Source organism: Pseudomonas sp. JL27(2026), from assembly GCF_056933555.1.
The window spans coordinates 4459734-4478467 of record NZ_CM167794.1 but is presented as its reverse complement, the minus strand read 5'-3'; the positions used below and the strand labels follow the sequence as shown (position 1 = coordinate 4478467).

The following is an 18734-nucleotide window of genomic DNA, read 5'->3' as shown; positions in this document are numbered from 1 at the left end:
TTTCGGTTATCCCCTTGCCTCGCGCTTTATAAGGGCGAGGCAAGGCACACTCATTAATAGTCGATTGGGTCGCGGATGATCGGGCAGGTCATGCAGTGGCCGCCGCCACGGCCCCGGCCGAGTTCGCCGGCGCTGATGGTGATGACCTCGATCCCGGCCTTGCGCAGCAGGGTGTTGGTGTAGGTGTTGCGGTCGTAACCGATCACCACGCCAGGCTCCACGGCCACCACGTTGTTACCGTCGTCCCACTGCTCGCGCTCGGCGGCGAAGCTGTTGCCGCCGGTTTCCACCACGCGCAGGGCCTTGAGGTTCAGGGCCTTGGCGACGGTGTCGATGAAGCTGGTTTCTTCGCGGCGAATGTCGATGCCGCCCGGTTTGCTTTCATCCGGGCGCAGGGTGAAGGCGACGATCTGGTTCACGACTTCCGGGAATACCGTCACCAGGTCTCGGTCGCAGAAGCTGAACACGGTGTCCAGGTGCATCGCGGCGCGGGATTTTGGCAGGCCGGCGACGATCACGCGTTCTACCGCATTGTGTTTGAACAGGCTGATTGCAAGCTGGCCGATGGCCTGACGGGACGAGCGTTCGCCCATGCCGATCAACACCACGCCGTTACCGATGGGCATCACGTCGCCGCCTTCCAGCGTGGCGTTGCCGTGTTCCTGGTCCGGGTCGCCGTACCAGACCTGGAAGTCGGCGTTGGTGAACTCGGGGTGGAACTTGTAGATGGCGCTGGTCAGCAGGGTTTCCTGACGTCGCGCAGGCCAGTACATCGGGTTCAGCGTCACGCCACCGTAGATCCAGCAGGTGGTGTCGCGGGTGAACTGGGTGTTCGGCAGCGGCGGCAGAATGAAGCTGGTGTGGCCGAGGAAGTCGCGGAACATCTCGATGGTCTTGCCACCGAAGCTGCTCGGCAGGTCGTCGGCGGACACACCGCCGATCAGGAACTCGGCGACCTTGCGCGGCTCCAGGCTGCGCAGCCATGAACCGACTTCGTTGACCAGGCCCAGACCGACCTGGTTGGCGGTGATCTTGCGCTCCAGGATCCAGTCCAGCGCTTCGGGGATGGCGACGATGTCGGTCAACAGGTTGTGCATTTCCAGCACATCGATATCGCGCTCACGCATCTTGGTGACGAAGTCGAAGTGGTCGCGCTTGGCCTGGGCGACCCAGAGCACGTCGTCAAAGAGCAGTTCGTCGCAGTTGTTCGGGGTCAGCCGCTGATGGGCCAGGCCTGGGGAGCAAACCATGACTTTGCGCAGTTTGCCGGCTTCGGAATGTACGCCGTACTTAACTTTTTCCGTGGTCATTACAGTGATCCTCCAGATGACATAACAGAACGGGTGTTACAGGGTCAGGAAGCCGTCGTAGAGTCCGTAAGCCGCCACTAGGGCGCCCACGACCACTGCGGCGAAAATCAGCTTCTCGACGTTGGTGAAAATCGGTTTGCCCAACTCCAGCTTGGCCTTGGCGAACAGGATCGCGCCGGGGGCATACAGCAGGGCGGACAGCAGCAGGTATTTGACCCCGCCGGCGTAGAGCAGCCAGATCGCGTAGATCAGGGCAATGCTGCCGATGACCAGGTCTTTCTTGCGCTCGGCCAGGGCTTTTTCGTAGCTTTCGCCACGCACCGCCAACAGCACCGCATACGCCGCCGACCACAGGTAAGGCACTAGGATCATCGAGGTGGCGAGGTAGATCAGCGACAAGTAAGTGCTGGCCGAGAACAGGGTGATGATCAGGAAAATCTGCACCATCGCGTTGGTCAGCCACAGGGCATTGACCGGCACGTGGTTGGCGTTTTCCTTACGCAGGAACTCCGGCATGGTGTGGTCTTTGGCGGCGGCGAACATGATCTCCGCACACAGCAGCACCCACGACAGCAGCGCGCCGAGCAAGGAAATGATCAGGCCGACGCTGATCAGCACCGCGCCCCAGTGACCGACCACGTGTTCCAGCACAGCGGCCATCGACGGGTTCTGCAGTTTGGCCAGTTCAGGCTGAGTCATGATGCCCAGCGACAGTACGTTCACCAGCACCAGAAACAGCAGCACGGTGATGAAGCCGATGACGGTGGCCTTACCCACGTCCGAGCGTTTTTCGGCGCGGGACGAGAAGATGCTCGCGCCTTCAATGCCGATGAACACCCACACGGTGACCAGCATCATGTTGCGCACCTGGTTCATCACGCTGCCCAGGTCCGGGTTTTTGATGCCCCAGATGTCGGCGGTGAAGATCTCCAGTTTGAAAGCGAAGATCGCGATCAACACAAACAGCAGCAGTGGCACGACCTTGGCGACGGTGGTCACCAGGTTGATGAACGCCGCTTCCTTGATCCCGCGCAGCACCAGGAAGTGCACCGCCCAGAGCAGCACGGAAGCGCCCACCACGGCCGCCACGGTGTTGCCTTCGCCGAAGATCGGGAAGAAGTAACCCAGGGTGCTAAACAGCAGGACGAAGTAACCGACGTTACCCAGCCAGGCACTGATCCAGTAGCCCCAGGCGGATGAGAAACCCATGTAGTCGCCAAAACCGGCCTTGGCGTAGGCGTAGACACCGCCATCGAGGTCAGGCTTGCGGTTGGCCAGGGTCTGGAAGACGAATGCGAGGGTCAACATGCCGACGGCGGTGATGGCCCAACCGATGAGGACTGCGCCGACATCGGCGCTGGCAGCCATGTTTTGCGGCAAAGAGAATATCCCGCCACCAATCATCGAGCCGACAACAAGGGCGACTAACGCACCCAGTCGTAGTTTTCCGGGGGATTCAGACATTGCATGACTCCAATGCAGGAGAAGAGAGACAACAGCGTAGAACTGTTAGCAAATCAATCAGCTGACTTAGATCAGTGCATGGGCACATTCCATTGTTAATGAATGACTTGTGGGGCTCTCCGGGGCGAAACTGTTATGCCCGGAAAGACCGGAGCAGAGCGGTCCGTTAATAACAAACGGGAATAACTCGTATTGCCGAGAGGGTTGAAGCTAGTTCCTTTTCACGAATGTGCAAATTTTTGACATCTGTTTTCAGTACAGGATTGATTTATCGCGACTCGCACACAAAACTGGCCAATTGCTAGTGACTCGTGGGTTCATCAGTTCTAAATAAAAGGTATTTGTTGGCGTTATCTAATAAACGTTATTTGCCTTTAGCTATTTAGTTGAACGCACCGTTGTTACGGTTTCGCAGGCGTGACCCGATCGGGATGGAGAAACAACAATGTCGCAACCGGCGCAAAAGCTTCGACTCAGTGCGTTGATCGCCCTGGTGGTGGGTTCGATGATTGGCGGGGGGATCTTTTCCCTGCCGCAGAACATGGCCGCCCGGGCCGATGCCGGGGCGGTGCTGATCGGTTGGGCGATCACCGCCGTCGGCATGTTGACCCTGGCGTTCGTGTTCCAGACCCTGGCCAACCGCAAGCCGGAACTCGACTCCGGGGTGTACGCCTACGCCAAGGCCGGGTTTGGCGATTACATGGGGTTTTCGTCGGCCTGGGGTTACTGGATCAGCGCCTGGCTGGGCAATGTGGGTTACTTCGTCCTGTTGTTCAGCACCCTGGGTTATTTCTTTCCGGTGTTCGGGCAGGGCAATACGCCTATCGCCATCGGCTGTGCCTCGGTGTTGCTGTGGGCGGTGCATTTTCTGGTGATGCGCGGGATCAAGGAGGCGGCGTTCATCAATCAACTGACCACCGTGGCCAAGATCGTGCCGCTGGTGATGTTCATCGTGATCGCTGCGGTGGCGTTCAAGGCCGACATCTTTACCCGCGATATCTGGGGCCGCAGCAACCCGAATTTCGGCGGTGTGATGGATCAGGTGCGCAACATGATGCTGGTCACGGTGTTCGTGTTTATCGGCATCGAGGGCGCCAGCGTGTATTCGGCCCGCGCCGAGAAACGCTCGGACGTTGGCCGCGCCACGGTCATCGGGTTTCTCGGGGTGCTGGCGCTGCTGGTGCTGGTGAACGTGCTGTCGCTGGGGATCATGAGCCAGCCTGAGCTGGCCAAATTGCAGAACCCGTCGCTGGCGGCGGTGCTTGAACACATCGTCGGGCCGTGGGGCGCGCTGCTGATCAGCATTGGCCTGGCGGTGTCCTTGCTTGGTGCGTTGCTGTCGTGGGCGCTGCTGTGTGCCGAGATTCTGTTCGCCACGGCTCGGGACAAGACCATGCCGGCGTTCCTGACGAAGGAAAACGCCAACCATGTGCCGGTCAATGCCCTGTGGCTGACCAACGTGATGATTCAGATTTTCCTGTTGATCACCCTGGTTTCCGCTGGCACCTACACCAGCCTGATTTACCTCGCCTCGTCGATGATTCTGGTGCCGTATCTGTGGTCGGCAGCCTATGCGGTGCTGTTGAGCGGGCGTGGGGAAACCTATGAACACGCGTCGGCCGAGCGCACCAAAGACTTGCTGATTGGCGGCATCGCGCTGAGTTATGCGGTGTGGCTGTTGTACGCCGGTGGGGTGAAATACCTGCTGCTGTCGGCGCTGCTCTATGCGCCGGGAGTGATTCTGTTCGCCAAAGCCAAGCGGGAGCAGGGCGAACCACTGTTCACTCATGTAGAGAAGGGTATTTTCAGCTGTGTCGTCGCCGGGGCCGGGTTGGCGGCGTATGGGTTGTACAGCGGGTTGTTGTCGTTGTGAGGCTGTTGCTCGACTATCGGCCGCCCTATGACTGGCCGGCGATGCTCGGTTTTTGATCGGCGCGGGCGATTGTCGGGTTGGAGGCGGTGGTCGACGGTGTGTACTCGCGCAGCATCACAGACATTCGGCACAAATCCTGTGGGAGCGAGCCTGCTCGCGAAAGCTATCTGAAAGTCACCACCACTGTGCCCGATGGGAACCCAATTCTCCGGCCGGGATGGCCCACTGCAACGGTGTGCCGGTGATTCTCAGCGGGACATGCAAGCGCTGCGCGGGCCCCCAGGCTGTCTGTTCAAGCAGCATTCCTTGATCGTTCTGATCTTCGGCCCGCAGCGGCTCATCCGTCCCCGGGCCATTCTCAATCAACACTTTCGCGGTACGCGCCAATGACAACTGCGCCGACCCACCACGACCACTGCGCAACCGTTCAGCCAACAACCTGAGCGCACTGGCCGCCATCAAATACCCGGTAGCGTGATCGAGGGCCTGCACGGGCAAAGGCGTCGGTTTGTCAGCCTGCTTCCAGCCCATGCCGGCCTCGGCGATGCCGCTGCTCATCTGCACCAGGCTGTCGAAACCCCGGCGGTTTTGCCACGGGCCGCTCCAGCCATAAGCGTTGAGGCAGACATCAATCAAGCCGGGGGCGAACACCTGTCGTTCTGCGGCACCATAACCGAGGCGTCCGAGGGCATCGGCGCGGTAGCCGTGAAGCAGAATGTCGGCGTCCTTGAGCAAGGACTCGAACACCGCCCGGTCTGTCGCGTTGTGCAGGTCGAGGCGGGCGCAGCGTTTACCGAGTGTCACTTCCGGGACCACGCCCGGTTCGTTCCAGTGCAGCGGGTCGATGCGCAACACGTCGGCGCCCATTCCCGCGAGGAAGCGGCTGGCAATCGGGCCGGCGAGTACGCGGGTCAGGTCCAGTACCTTGAGGCCGGCCAGCGGTTGCGCGACCGAGCCCAGCCAGGTGATCGAGGACTCGCCGTTGTGCGTCGCGAAGTGAATCAGCGGTTCAGCGTTGACGGCCAGACCTTGCGGATGGGAGGTCCATTGTTGCCATGAGCGCATTTCGGCGGCGCAGCCACCGGCCTCGACCACCGCGTGTTCCAGATCGCTTTTGGCCCATCGGGCGACCTTGGCAGCCATGGCGCTGCGATCAAAACTGTGCCCCAGCACCTGTTCGGCGGCGCTGCGGTGATGGGGCGCATTGGTGTGCAGGCGAATCCAGCCGTCACGGGTTTCGTAGTCGCCGGCAATCTTGTCCCACAGCGGCGGGGTGCTCCAGTCGATGGGGCGAAGCGAGGTGGCGAACCAGAAAGAGGCGAGGCGGCGGTCGACTTCCAGGGCTGGCAAACGACCGGTCTGCTGGTGCAGCAATTCGCTGATGGCCTGGCCGGCCGCCGCCATACTGGCGCAAGCCAGGTCTGTCACGGCAAACGCCGAGGGCAGGGCGCCGCTCGACGTGAACGGAATCGGGGTGTGGGGCAAGCCGAGCGCGGCTTGTATGGAGGTGAGTAGATCAGTCATCGAAGGCCCTCCGGAAGAGAACTCGAGCATAGATCAATTGTGGCGAGGGAGCTTGCTCCCGCTGGGCCGCGGAGCGCCCCCCAAACCAGGCACCGAGTCCTGCCAGAAGGACCGCAATGGCCGTGTTTACGGCTGCTGCACAACCGAGAGGGAGCAAACTCCCTCGCCACAGGGGAGGTGTTTGGTCACTACACCCGGAATTGATCCATCAGTTTCATCTGGTGGGTGGCCAGGGCGTTGAGCTGGCTGCTGATTTGCGCCGACTCGGTGGCTTGCCCGGTCAGGGTTTCAGTGACCGTGCGGATCGCCGAGACGTTGCGGTTGACCTCTTCGGCCACGGCACTTTGCTGTTCGGCGGCGCTGGCGATTTGCAGGTTCATGTCGCTGATCACCGTGACCGCGTCGCTGATTTTGCCCAGCGCCTGCACCGCTTGCTGGATCTGCCCGGCATTGTGGTGGGCCTGGGTTTGGCTCGAATGCATGGTGGCGACCACGCCGCGAGTACCGCTTTGGATGCGTTCGATCACCAGGCGGATTTCCTCCACCGAGTCCTGGGTACGTTTGGCCAGGTTGCGCACTTCATCCGCCACCACCGCAAAACCGCGACCACTTTCGCCGGCACGGGCCGCTTCGATGGCCGCGTTCAGCGCCAGCAGGTTGGTTTGCTCGGCAATGCTGCGGATCACTTCCAGTACCGAACCGATCTGCTCGCTGTTGACCGCGAGGGCTTCGACTTCACCCACTGCTTTGCTGACCTCCTCGGCCAGTTGGTTGATGTCGCGGGTGCTGCGCTCGATGATCGACATGCCGTCGCGGGCCGACTGGTCGGCACCTTTGGCGGCATTGGCGGCATTCGAAGCGCTGTTGGCGACCTCATGGGCAGTGGCGCTCATTTCGTTGGACGCGGTGGCCACCTGGTCGATTTCGCGGAACTGCACTTGCATGCCTTCACTGGTCTGGCGGGCGATTTCCGAAGACTGGTCGGCGGTGCCGCGGGCGTCGGTAATGCTCTGTTTGATCTGCGCGATGGTCGGTTGCAGCTTGTCGAGGAAGCGGTTGAACCAACTGACCAGTTCGCCCAGTTCATCCTGCTTGCTGTAGTTCAGGCGTTGGGTCAGGTCGCCGTCACCGCTGGCAATCGCCTTGAGCATCTGCGCGACGCTGTTGATCGGCCGGGTCACGCCGGACGCCGTGAGCCAGATCAGCAGCAGGCCAAACAGGCCGGCCGCAATGGCCACCAACAGGGTTTTGAATGTGCCGGTTTCCTGGGCGTCATCGAGCACTGCTTGCAGTTTCACCGAGTCAGCCAGCAATACCTGTTGCGGCAAATCGATCACCACCCCCCAGGCTTTGGCGTCGTTGATCGGGCTGACCGGGTAGACCGCCCGGATCAACTCGCCTTGCTTGAGGATCTTCGGTGCGCTGGCGCCGAGCAGTTGCAGCACGTCCTTGCCGTCGGCACCGAGGGTCTCGGCGATGCTTTTGCCGACCTTGCCGGCGTCGGCACTGTAGGCGGCGACCACGCCACTGCCGGAGACGATCAGCATGTGCCCGGCGTTGTTGAAGAGGTCACGCTGGGAATCGTTGGCGGCGGCTTGCAGCGCGTCGAGGGCGATGTCCACGCCGACCACGCCGATGGCTTTGCCGTCCACCAGCAGCGGCACGGCAATGGTGGTCATCAGCATCAGCTTGCCGGCAACGGTGTCGGCATACGGGTCCAGCAGGCAAGTGCGTTTGCTGTCGCGCGGGCAGGTGTACCAACTGTTGTACGGAGTGCCGCTGAGGCTGAGGGTGGTTTTGGTCATGTCGTCCTCGACCATTACCGTGTTCACGCCGGGGCCGGCCGCGCGGCTCCAGTAGCTGGCGAAGCGCCCGGCTTCGTTGGATGCACGCACCGCGTCGTTGGCGAACTCGCTGTCCTTGCCGTCCAGGGCGTTGGGCTCGAAGGCCAGCCAGATCCCCAGCACTTTGCCGTTGCGCTCGAACGCGGTTTTCAGGCTGTGGTTGAGCTCTTCGCGCAGGGCCGAGGCGTCCAGTGAGCGCTTGCCGGCCATGACCCGCATGTCGTTGATCTGGTCGGCGAGGGCGGTGACCACCAGCAGGCTTTCGCCGAAGGTTTTCTGCACGCGCACTGCTTGCTCGGCGGCCTTGGCCTGGAGCAGGTTTTCGACGCTGCCAGTCAGCATCTTCGTGCTGGACGTGCTGACGAGTTGGTCGTTTTGATTGGTCTGGTAGATGTTCATGCCGACGATCAGGCCGACCACGCCGAGCAGGCACAGTCCGGACAACAGCACGATTTTCAGGCGGATGGACAGAGAGTCGAACATGGGGGCGATCTCGCAAATGAATGAAGAGTTGGCTGCGAGTCGGGAACAACTCGTCTCGCCAAATCCATTCAGCGCCATGCCCGAAACATCGGCTTACAACCCTGCCGCATGAGGGCGAGCCGATGAATGGTCAGCGCAAGCGTTTGCGCGGGGGGAAATGCTGTTCCTGTGGCGAGGGAGCTTGCTCCCGTTCGGCCGATCCGCGTCCGGGTGCACAGACGTGAGTCAGGTGTAGGCGGTGGGGCTGGATTGTTTTGGGGCCGCTTCGCAGCCCAGCGGGAGCAAGCTCCCTCGCCACAGGGGATACAGGCGTATCAGGACGGTTGTGGCAAGGATTCGGGGCGAGACCAGATCCACAGGTTGCCCAGGCTCATGCCCGCGATGGCCAGGTAGATCGGCCAGCCGTGATCAAGCATCACCAGCATCAGCGTGGCGCACAGCAGCATGCTGACGGTGGCGCTGACTTTGGCCCGGCGGGCGATGATTCTGCCGTTACGCCAATTGCTCAGGATGGGCCCGAACAGGCGATGGTTTTCCAGCCAGGCACTCAGGCGTGGCGAACTTTTGGTCGCCGCCCAGGCGGCCAGCAGAATGAATTCGGTGGTCGGCAGGCCGGGCACGACAATGGCGATCAGGCCCAGCGCCAGGCTGGCGTAGGCGAGCAGGCCGAAGAGAATGCGGGCTACTTTCGATGAGGTTGGGACGGGCATGGGTTGGGAAATGACTGCGCGGCTTGATCGGGAGATTACAGGCTTGCCCGGTCCCTGTGGGAGCGGGCTTGCTCGCGAAGGCGGTGTGTGAGGCAACATCTTTGTTGGATGTTACATCGCCTTCGCGAGCAGATCGTGTGAATCAGGCGAGTTCAGGCGCGGTGGCGTAAGCCTGTTCCAGCAGCACGGTGAAGCGGTTGAACGCGTCAATCGCGCCTTTTTCTACAGCCGCTTCTTCTTCGGCGCTGAATGCCAGGCCGTCGAGGGTTTTGACAAAGCTTTTCCAGCCTTCAGCGCGACCACCGGCAGGCTCGCCGAGGTGGCGGGCACCGAATGTTTCGCTCAGGCCCAGGCCCACTGCGCGCTTGATCAGGAACGCCGCGCCCAGTTTCGAGCCCTCGGATACGAAGATCCAGCCCAGTGCTTCAGCCTTGCTCGGATTGCTCACCGCGCCTGCAACGGGGGCCGGGACGTCGGTCTCAAGGTCCGCCAGGTCAGCCTTGGCAGCCTCGGCGCGGCAGCGTTCCGGCAGGTCCGGGACGATGGCGGTCAGCTCGGCGTCGGTGTACAGCGAGACCAGTTCCGACTGGAACAGGTACTGGGCCACGACGAAACGGGCGAAGTTGGCCTGGGTTTCGAACGGTGCATGGGCCTTGACCAGCGTGTCGAGCTTGGCGTGCGGTTCGTGGGTGATCTGGTTCAGGCGTTGGGAACGCAGGGTCGGGCGCTGGGCGGTGTCGGCGGTGGTCATGACGATGTCCTTGAGAATGAGATGCACTTTGTAACTAGACGAACTAGAAGACGCGGCACAGTAAAAAATCCTCACTGCGCTCTGAATAAAAGAACGCAGTGAGGCATCGGTCTTAGATGTCCCAGACCAGGTTGATGGCGAAGTTACGACCTGGCTCGGTCAGGCGGTCCAGGTTCGCCGGGCTCAGCACAGCGGCTTCGCCGACGCTGTCGTAGCCACGCACGTTGTCCCACTGCCAGTATTTTTTGTCGGTCAGGTTGTACACGCCCGCGCTGACGGTGACGTCATCGGTGACCTTGTAGAACCCGCTCAGGTCGAGAATGCCGTAGCCCGGCGTCTTGAACTGGCTGCTGGCGCCATCCGGCGACTTGAAGGTGCTGCTGTCGACGCGGTCTTTTTTCTTGACCAGTGTCCAGCTGAGCATGGCCCCGTAGTTGTCCTGGTCGTAACCCAGGCCCAGCACGCCGGTCAGCGGGTTGACGGCATTGAGCGGTTCGCCGGTGTCGTTGTTGCGACCGTAGGCATAGGCCAGCGAACCCTGGGTGTAGAGACCTTGCGGCGCGCCAAAGGTGTCGAGGTTCAGGCGCCCCTTGAACTCGACGCCCTTGATGGTGGCGTGCTTGATGTTGTTGCTCTGGAATGTCAGCTCGTTGTAACCGGGCGACACGGCGTCTTCGTTGATGAAGTCGCGGTACTTGTTATAGAACACCGCCACATCGAAGTTGCCGGACTCGAAATTGCCGCGCAGGCCGGTCTCGTAGCTCTTGCTTTTTTCCGGTTCCAGGTTCGGGTTCGGCTCCACGCGATAACCGGTGGTGCTGTTCTCGAAGCGGCCGTACAGCGCCTTGGCGCTCGGGGTGCGGAAGCCTTCGGCGTACTGGCCGTACCAGGTGTAGTTTTCGCTCAGGGCGTAGGTCAGGCCGAACTTGGGCGAGACGCGGTGCCAGGTCTTGTTCTCGTCCCTGACCGCGCCTTTGCCGTCGGGGGCCACGGTGTTGAGGAATTCCTGGGTGATGTGCGGCTTGAGCTGGGTGTAGTCGTAGCGCAGGCCCGGCAGGAAGGTCCAGTTGTTCCAGCTGATCTGGTCCTGGGCGAACAGGCTGTAGGTATTGAGGGTCGGGTCCGGGAAGTCGCTGGATTTTTTCAGTACGTCGGCGGGGCTGATGGCGCCGATTTGTCGGCAACTGCCGAACACGGTCAGGCATGTTCCGCTGCCGCTGCGCGAGCCGGTGACTTTCTCTTGCTTGATGGTGGTGCCGTACGTCAGCAGGTGGTCGGTTTCACCGAGGCTGAAGGCCTTGTCCAGCTGTGCGTCGAATACCCACTGCCGCTCTTCATAGAGCGTATCGCGTGAGCGCATCACATTGCGGCCTGGAGAGCGGGGACTGCGTGGAACGTAGTAGTTTTCCAGGGTGCTCTGATCGGTCTTGGCGATTTGGTAGTTCAGGCTCCATTTGAGGTGATCGACCAGCAAGCTATCGAGGGCGAAATGGTTTTGCAGGCCGAAACGCTCGCGGGTGACGGTGTCATTACCGGTGCGCGAACGGTACATGCCCATCGGCTGGCCGTTGTTGAACGGGCCACCGACGGCGCTTCGCTGGTTGGTGTCGCGGTCGTCCTTGTACTTCTCGTAGGTCAGGCCCAGGCGCGCGTCGTCGGCGTAGTTCCAGCCCAGTTTGGCCAGCACGTTGGTGGTGCGCACGTCTTCCGGGTTGGCGGCGGTACGGTCCAGGCCGGTACCGTGGTTGTTGCCGTACGAGTCGGTTTCATGGCCGTCGCGCTGGCTCAGGTGCAGCAAACCGTCGAACTGCTCGACGCGGCCCGCGACGGTGGCGGATTTGAGCCAGCTGTTGTCGGCGGAGCTGTAGCCGGTTTTCAGGCGGGCGCCGACGTCCTGACCAGGCTTGATGATGTCGTCCGGGTCGAGGGTGAAGTAGCTGACCGCGCCACCGATGGCGTTGCTGCCGTACAGCACCGAGGCCGGGCCGCGAAGGATCTCCACGCGTTTGACGATTTCCGGGTCGACGTAATTGCGCTGGGTCTTGGCGTAAGGCCCGTTGAAGAACCCGTTGGGAATTTCGACGCCGTCGACCTGGGTCAGGATCCGGTCACCGTCGATGCCGCGAATGTTGTAGCCGCTGATGCCGCCACGGGTACCGGTGCCGCCGACCGAAACACCCGGTTCGTAGCGCACCAGTTCCTTGATGTTGTTGACGTTGCTGCGGTCCAGTTCCTGCCGGTCGTGCACGGTGACGGTGCTCGGCACGCTGTTCACGTCCTGCTCCTGGCGGGTGGCGCTGATGGTCACCTGTTGCAGGGCGAGGGTGCCGCCGACGGTGCGTTTTTCCAGGACGATATTGTTGGTGCCCAGTTTGCGGTAGCTCAGGTTGGTCCCCACCAACAGACGGTCCAGGGCTTTCTCCGGGCTCAACGCGCCGTGCACGCCTGGCGAGGCAACGCCTTGGCCCAGTTCCGCCGGCAGGCCGACTTGCCAGCCTGTGACACGGGTGAAGTCATTCAGGGCGGACACCAGCGGTTGCTGGGTGATGGCGAAAGTGTAGTCACCCATGTTGCGGGTCGTTTGCTGGGCTGGGGTGGCGGCCATGACCGGTGCGGCATGTGTACCCGCCAGCACGATGGCGGCGGTCAGCAAGGACAGGGTGCAGTTTTGCACGCGGGCCGAAGGTGAGAAGGACCGGCTGTTGAGGCGAGAGGACATCGATAGTGCTCCGTGTCGCGCGAATCTTATAGGTGCAGATTGGCATCAGAGATGCGAATCAGTTGCATTGGCTGTAACGAGACGTACGGCGAATGACTATCGAGTAAAAATAGTTCTCATTTAGTTCAGGATCACCAGCGCCGGGAATTCCTGGAGGCGCGCCGAGGTGATGTGGGCCAGTGAGCGCACGACGTCCAGTGGCTGATCGAGACGGTAATTGCCAGTGACGGCAACGTCGGCCAGGCGCTCGTTGTTGTTGATGATCCAGCCTGGGTAGTAACGCCCCAGTTCAGCCAGTACCTGGCTCAACGGGCAGTTCTCGAACACCAGTCGACCCTGGACCCAGGCCAGGTCGGTGTTGGCATCGAGCCTGGCCGGCTGGTCGAAACCGTTGGGGCCGATGCGGATGCTTTCCCCGGCGGACAACCGCACGCGGGCGTCGTCGTGGGTGGCGCGCAAGTCGACATCGCCACGCTGCACCCGCACCTGCGCCACGCCGTCGAGGTAGCGCACGGCAAACGCGGTGTCGCGCACGCTGGCCTTGACCGGGCCAGCATCGATTTCCAGCGGCAGGCCACGATTGCCCGGCACTTCGAAAAACGCCTCGCCCTGAAAGAGTCGGGCAACGCGCTGCTGGTCATTGATGGTGCTGGAAAACGCCGAGTTGGTGTTGAGCAGGACCTTGGAGCCGTCCTCCAGTTGCAGGCGCTGGCGCTCACCCACCACGGTCAGGTGATCGGCCTGGATGCGCATCGGCAGGTTGCTGAAGCTCAACAATCCGATCACCAGTACCGCGGCCGTGGCCAGGGGTTTCCAGTGAGGACGCAGGCGTGCGAGGGCGGGTTTGCTGGAGGTTTTTACGCTCAGTTGTTGGGCGCATTGTGCAAGCTGCGGGCTGTCCCAGATCGCCTGGGCCTTGGCGAAGGCGTCGGCGTGCAGCGGGTCGGCGGCGAGCCAGTCAAGGAACTGCCGGGTGTGATCTTCGCTCGGATCTTCCAGCACGATCAGCCAGTCCAGTGCCTGATCCATGGCGCTGGCGGGGTCCCGCGCCGGGGTGGGCGGTTGGGAGTGGTGGATGTCCGTCACGGTTGTACCTCGGCTGTGTCTGCTGGAAAGCAGTTTCCGGTTTCAAGCTTTAAGCTGCAAGTTTGGTGGCCCACTTGTAGCTTGCCGCTTACAGCCTGGCGCTGCTGTTATTCCGTTCGACGACGCCGACGCAGATCGCCATGATCAGCTTCAGGTCTTTTTGCACGGTGCTCAGGGAAACGCCGAGTTTTTCGGCGATCTCCAGATAGCTATGACCGTGCAGGCGGCTGAGGATGAAGATCTGCTGTTGGCGCGGGCTGAGTTGGTTGAGGCTTATGTTCAAGCGTTCGAGCAACTGTTCGGCATGGGCGGCGTCCTCGGCACTGCTGAGCGGCGCGGCGATACCCTGCACGACGTCCAGGGGAACGTCTTCAAGCATCGTTCGGGACTGAATGCGCCGGGCGCGCAGGTGGTCCAGCGCCAGGTTGCGGGCGGTTTGGAAAACGAAAGGTTCCAGGTGATCGATCGCCCGTTCACTCAACGCACGGGTAACCCGCAGGTAGGTTTCCTGCAACAGGTCTTCGGCGGTGCTGTGGTTGTTGACCATGCGCTCCAGAGTGCGCAGCAGCGACACCCGTTGAGCGAGGAAGACGTGATTGAACTGCGACTGACTCACAATAGGACCTGATCCATTTCAAGCGAATGATAATGCTTATCATCTGCCGGAAAGGTCAAGCGCTTCGTGCAAGAATTACTTTCGCCCTTGCAGGTACGTCGGGTAATCGGGGGCCGGTAAGCGTGCGATTGAGGCATCAAGGGGCTGCCAGCAAGCTCTCCACCGGCACGCCGAGGCGCTGCGAGAGCAGCATCCCTGAAGTGCCAGTGGCGATCCGCTCATGCCGGGCCTTACTCGGCGTTGCACAGGGCCAGGCAGTTATCGAGCATGCGGTTGGAAAAGCCCCATTCGTTGTCGTACCAGGCCAGCACCTTGAGCAGCTTGCCGCTGACTTTGGTGTGGTTGGCGTCGAAGATCGACGACAGCGGGTTGTGGTTGAAGTCACTGGAAACCAGCGGCAGGGTGTTGTAGCCCAGGACCTTGGAGTGCTGGCTCGCGTGCTTGAGCAGCGCGTTGACTTCTTCGGCGGTGGTTTCGCGTTTGAGCTGCACGGTCAGGTCCACCAGCGACACGTTGATCACCGGTACGCGAACGGCCATGCCGGTCAGTTTGCCCGCCAGTTCCGGCAGCACCAGGCCGACCGCTTCAGCCGCGCCGGTCTTGCTCGGGATCATGTTCTGGGTAGCCGAACGGGCGCGGTACGGATCGCTGTGATAAACGTCGGTCAGGTTCTGATCGTTGGTGTAGGCGTGGATGGTGGTCATCAGGCCGCTTTCGATGCCCAGTTCGCGATGCAGTACCTGAGCCACCGGGGCCAGGCAGTTGGTGGTGCACGACGCGTTGGAAATGATCTGGTGCGATGAGCGCAGGATGTCGTGGTTGACCCCGTACACGATGGTGGCATCGGCGCCTTTGGCCGGTGCCGAGATAATCACTTTGCGTGCGCCGGCCGTAATATGGGCGGCGGCTTTGGTGCGGTCGGTGAACAGGCCGGTGCATTCGAACACCACGTCGATCTTCTCGGCGGCCCATGGCAACTCTGCGGGGTTGCGAATGGAGCTGACCGAAATACGGTCGCCGTTGACGGTCAGGCTTTCCCGATCATGCTGCACGTCGGCATCGAACGTGCCGTGCACGGTATCGTACTTGAGCAGGTGGGCGTTCATCGAACTGTCGCCCAGATCGTTGATGGCGACGATCTGCAAATCCTGACGATAGCCTTGGGTATACAGTGCGCGCAGGACGTTACGGCCAATACGGCCAAAACCATTGATTGCGATACGAAGAGTCATTTAACAGCGCCGCCGTCGTTTTGTTGTTGGAATTACAAGATTATTCGCATAAAAATAGAAAACAAGCCTTTTTAGTGGCAGTATTTTGTTTTATCTACAACGAGTGACCTGAATCAACTGGTCCGAGTGGTCAAGAAAACCGTCTGTCATTCCAACAACAACGGCTTTTGATCAGCATAGACAATCAGGTCGCCACATCCGTTAGCCTGGAGTTCTACACATGCATCCCCGCGTTCTTGAGGTCACCGAACGGCTTATCACTCGTAGTCGCGCTACGCGTGAGGCCTACCTTGCATTGATTCGCGGCGCCGCCAGTGACGGCCCGATGCGCGGCAAGCTGCAATGTGCCAACTTCGCCCATGGCGTGGCCGGATGTGGCAGTGAGGACAAGAACAGCCTGCGGATGATGAACGCGGCCAACGTGGCGATTGTTTCGTCCTATAACGACATGCTCTCGGCGCACCAGCCCTACGAAGTGTTCCCGCAACAGATCAAGGAAGCCCTGCGCGAAATCGGTTCGGTCGGTCAGTTCGCCGGTGGCACTCCCGCCATGTGCGATGGCGTGACCCAGGGCGAGCCGGGCATGGAACTGAGCCTGCCGAGCCGCGAAGTGATTGCGCTGTCGACGGCAGTGGCGTTGTCCCACAATATGTTCGACGGCGCGCTGATGCTGGGCATCTGCGACAAGATCGTGCCGGGCCTGATGATGGGCGCGCTACGCTTCGGTCACCTGCCGACGATTTTCGTGCCGGGCGGGCCGATGGTCTCGGGCATTTCCAACAAACAGAAAGCCGACGTGCGCCAGCGTTACGCCGAAGGCAAGGCCACCCGTGAAGAGCTGCTGGAATCGGAGATGAAGTCCTATCACAGCCCCGGCACCTGCACGTTCTACGGCACCGCCAACACCAACCAGTTGCTGATGGAAGTCATGGGCCTGCACTTGCCCGGCGCCTCGTTCGTCAACCCGAACACCCCGTTGCGCGATGCACTGACCCGCGAAGCGGCGCACCAGGTCACCCGCCTGACCAAGCAGAGCGGCAGCTTCATGCCCATCGGCGAAATCGTCGACGAGCGTTCGCTGGTCAACTCGATTGTTGCGTTGCACGCCACGGGCGGTTCGACCAACCACACCCTGCACATGCCGGCCATCGCCATGGCGGCGGGCATTCAATTGACCTGGCAGGACATGGCCGACCTCTCCGAGGTGGTGCCGACCCTGAGCCACGTCTACCCGAACGGTAAAGCCGACATCAACCACTTCCAGGCAGCGGGCGGCATGTCGTTCCTGATCCGCGAATTGCTGGAAGCCGGTTTGCTCCATGAAAACGTCAACACGGTTCTCGGTCACGGCCTGAGCCGTTACACCCAGGAACCGTTCCTCGATAACGGCAAACTGGTGTGGCGCGAAGGCCCGATCGAAAGCCTCGATGAAAACATCCTGCGTCCTGTCGCACGGGCGTTCTCGCCGGAAGGTGGCCTGCGAGTGATGGAAGGCAACCTGGGGCGTGGCGTGATGAAAGTCTCGGCTGTGGCACCGGAACATCAAGTGGTCGAAGCGCCAGCGATGGTGTTCCAGGATCAGCAAGACCTGGCGGACGCCTTCAAGGCCGGGCTGCTGGAAAAAGACTTTGTCGCGGTAATGCGCTTCCAGGGGCCGCGCTCCAACGGCATGCCGGAACTGCACAAGATGACCCCGTTCCTGGGCGTGTTGCAGGATCGCGGCTTCAAGGTTGCGCTGGTCACCGACGGGCGCATGTCCGGCGCGTCGGGGAAAATCCCGGCGGCGATTCACGTCAGCCCCGAAGCCTTTGTCGGCGGTGCTTTGGCACGGGTGCAAGAGGGCGATATCATCCGCGTCGATGGCGCCAAGGGCACCTTGCAACTGATGGTCGATGACGATGAGTTTGCTGCCCGCGAACCCGCCAAGGGGTTGCTGGGCAACAACGTTGGCAGCGGTCGCGAACTGTTTGGTTTCATGCGCATGGCGTTCAGCTCGGCAGAGCAGGGCGCCAGCGCCTTTACCTCTGCCCTGGAGACGCTTAAGTGAAACTGGCCCTGGTCGGTGATATTGGCGGGACCAACGCGCGGTTTGCGTTGTGGAAGGACCAGCAACTGGCGTCGATCCAGGTGCTGGCGACGGCGGACCACGCCAGCCCGGAAGAGGCGATTGGCGTCTACCTGGCGGAGCTTGGGCTCAAGCCCGGCTCGATTGGCGCGGTGTGCCTGTCGGTGGCCGGCCCCGTCAGTGGCGATGAATTCAAATTCACCAACAACCACTGGCGGCTGAGTCGCAAGGAGTTCTGCCAGACCTTGCAGGTCGATCAGTTGTTGTTGGTCAACGACTTCTCGGCCATGGCCCTGGGCATGACCCGTTTGCAACCGGACGAGTTTCGGGTGGTGTGCGAAGGCACACCGGAACCGATGCGCCCGGCAGTGGTGATCGGCCCTGGCACAGGCTTGGGCGTGGGCACCTTGCTGGACCTTGGCGAAGGCCGTTGGGCCGCGTTGCCGGGCGAGGGCGGGCATGTCGACCTGCCGCTGAGCAGCCCGCGTGAAACCCGGCTCTGGCAGCACATCTACAACGAAATCGGCCACGTCAGCGCTGAAACCGCACTCAGCGGCAGTGGTTTGCTGCGGGTCTACCGGGCGATCTGCGCGGTGGACGGGCACACACCTGTGCTCGACACCCCGGAGGCGATTACTGCCGCTGGCCTTGCCGGTGATCCGATTGCCCTGCAAGTGCTGGAGCAGTTCTGCTGCTGGCTCGGTCGCGTGGCCGGCAACAACGTATTGACCACCGGTGGGCGTGGCGGGGTGTACATCGTCGGTGGGGTGATTCCGCGTTTTGCCGATTTCTTCCTGCAAAGCGGTTTCGCCCGATGCTTCGCCGACAAGGGTTGCATGAGCGAGTACTTCAATGGCATTCCGGTGTGGCTGGTCACTGCGCCGTATTCCGGTTTGACCGGCGCGGGTGTGGCGCTCGACCAGTCCATTCCAGCCTGAAGTGCTTACCTGTGGGAGAGGGCTTGCTCGCGAAGGCGGACTGTCAGTCAACGACGATGTCGGACGTGATGGCCTCTTCGCGAGCAAGCCCGCTCCCACAGTGTTTCTGCGGTGTTTGC

At 61.5% G+C, this 18734-nt stretch carries 13 protein-coding genes and 1 pseudogene; 4 read left to right on the top strand and 10 right to left on the bottom strand.

The genetic code is table 11. From position 1 onward, the window contains the following. Positions 1-53: 53 nt before the first annotated feature. Together arcA and arcD (AC1Z1G_RS20360) are read right to left on the bottom strand one after the other, a co-directional pair. Positions 54-1310, bottom strand: a complete 1257-nt coding sequence (gene arcA / locus AC1Z1G_RS20365) for an arginine deiminase (RefSeq protein ID WP_483622132.1) — start codon at positions 1308-1310, stop codon at positions 54-56. A gap of 36 nt (positions 1311-1346) precedes the next feature. Then, positions 1347-2774 carry an arginine-ornithine antiporter gene (gene arcD, locus AC1Z1G_RS20360; RefSeq protein ID WP_483622130.1) on the bottom strand — a complete coding sequence of 476 codons (1428 nt, stop codon included), beginning with the start codon at positions 2772-2774 and terminating at the stop codon, positions 1347-1349. Positions 2775-3219: 445 nt separating this feature from the next. Here arcD (AC1Z1G_RS20360) and arcD (AC1Z1G_RS20355) point away from each other — a divergent pair, with 445 nt between their 5' ends. Together arcD (AC1Z1G_RS20355) and AC1Z1G_RS20350 are read left to right on the top strand one after the other, a co-directional pair. Beyond that, complete coding sequence (arcD, locus tag AC1Z1G_RS20355; protein ID WP_483622128.1) at positions 3220-4647, top strand: arginine-ornithine antiporter; 1428 nt, start codon at positions 3220-3222, stop codon at positions 4645-4647. After that, a pseudogene (locus tag AC1Z1G_RS20350) lies at positions 4644-4767 on the top strand (AlkA N-terminal domain-containing protein); the annotation flags it as partial. The gene arcD (AC1Z1G_RS20355) and the pseudogene AC1Z1G_RS20350, both read left to right, overlap by 4 nt. A gap of 54 nt (positions 4768-4821) precedes the next feature. Here the strand turns inward: AC1Z1G_RS20350 and AC1Z1G_RS20345 are convergent. From AC1Z1G_RS20345 to gap, 8 genes are all read right to left on the bottom strand, one after another. Next, positions 4822-6171, bottom strand: coding sequence for a CoA transferase (locus AC1Z1G_RS20345; protein ID WP_483622127.1), 1350 nt, complete (start codon positions 6169-6171; stop codon positions 4822-4824). 188 nt (positions 6172-6359) lie between these two features. Next, a complete protein-coding gene (locus AC1Z1G_RS20340; RefSeq protein ID WP_483622125.1) occupies positions 6360-8498 on the bottom strand; it encodes a methyl-accepting chemotaxis protein in 2139 nt (712 codons plus the stop codon). 314 nt (positions 8499-8812) lie between these two features. Then, on the bottom strand, positions 8813-9208 hold the full coding sequence (locus AC1Z1G_RS20335) for a YbaN family protein (RefSeq protein WP_483622124.1): 396 nt from the start codon (positions 9206-9208) through the stop codon (positions 8813-8815). A 142-nt stretch (positions 9209-9350) separates the two neighbouring features. Then, positions 9351-9959 carry a biliverdin-producing heme oxygenase gene (locus tag AC1Z1G_RS20330; protein ID WP_483622122.1) on the bottom strand — a complete coding sequence of 203 codons (609 nt, stop codon included), beginning with the start codon at positions 9957-9959 and terminating at the stop codon, positions 9351-9353. Positions 9960-10071: 112 nt separating this feature from the next. After that, entirely contained in the window at positions 10072-12678 is a 2607-nt protein-coding gene (locus AC1Z1G_RS20325) for a TonB-dependent receptor (RefSeq protein ID WP_483622121.1), read from the bottom strand. A 120-nt stretch (positions 12679-12798) separates the two neighbouring features. Next, positions 12799-13764 (bottom strand): FecR family protein, encoded by a 966-nt coding sequence (locus AC1Z1G_RS20320; protein ID WP_483622119.1) that lies wholly within the window; start codon positions 13762-13764, stop codon positions 12799-12801. An 88-nt stretch (positions 13765-13852) separates the two neighbouring features. Continuing rightward, positions 13853-14380, bottom strand: coding sequence for an RNA polymerase sigma factor (locus AC1Z1G_RS20315; RefSeq protein WP_483622117.1), 528 nt, complete (start codon positions 14378-14380; stop codon positions 13853-13855). Positions 14381-14610: 230 nt separating this feature from the next. Further along, positions 14611-15612, bottom strand: coding sequence for a type I glyceraldehyde-3-phosphate dehydrogenase (gene gap / locus AC1Z1G_RS20310; RefSeq protein ID WP_483622116.1), 1002 nt, complete (start codon positions 15610-15612; stop codon positions 14611-14613). A gap of 220 nt (positions 15613-15832) precedes the next feature. Here gap and edd point away from each other — a divergent pair, with 220 nt between their 5' ends. Both edd and AC1Z1G_RS20300 read left to right on the top strand, forming a co-directional pair. Further along, the gene (gene edd, locus AC1Z1G_RS20305) at positions 15833-17659 is read left to right on the top strand and encodes a phosphogluconate dehydratase (protein ID WP_483622114.1); all 1827 of its coding nucleotides are present in this window, start codon (positions 15833-15835) and stop codon (positions 17657-17659) included. Beyond that, on the top strand, positions 17656-18615 hold the full coding sequence (locus AC1Z1G_RS20300) for a glucokinase (protein WP_483622112.1): 960 nt from the start codon (positions 17656-17658) through the stop codon (positions 18613-18615). Before edd ends, AC1Z1G_RS20300 begins: the two co-directional genes overlap by 4 nt. The last annotated feature ends 119 nt before the right edge of the window (positions 18616-18734 follow it).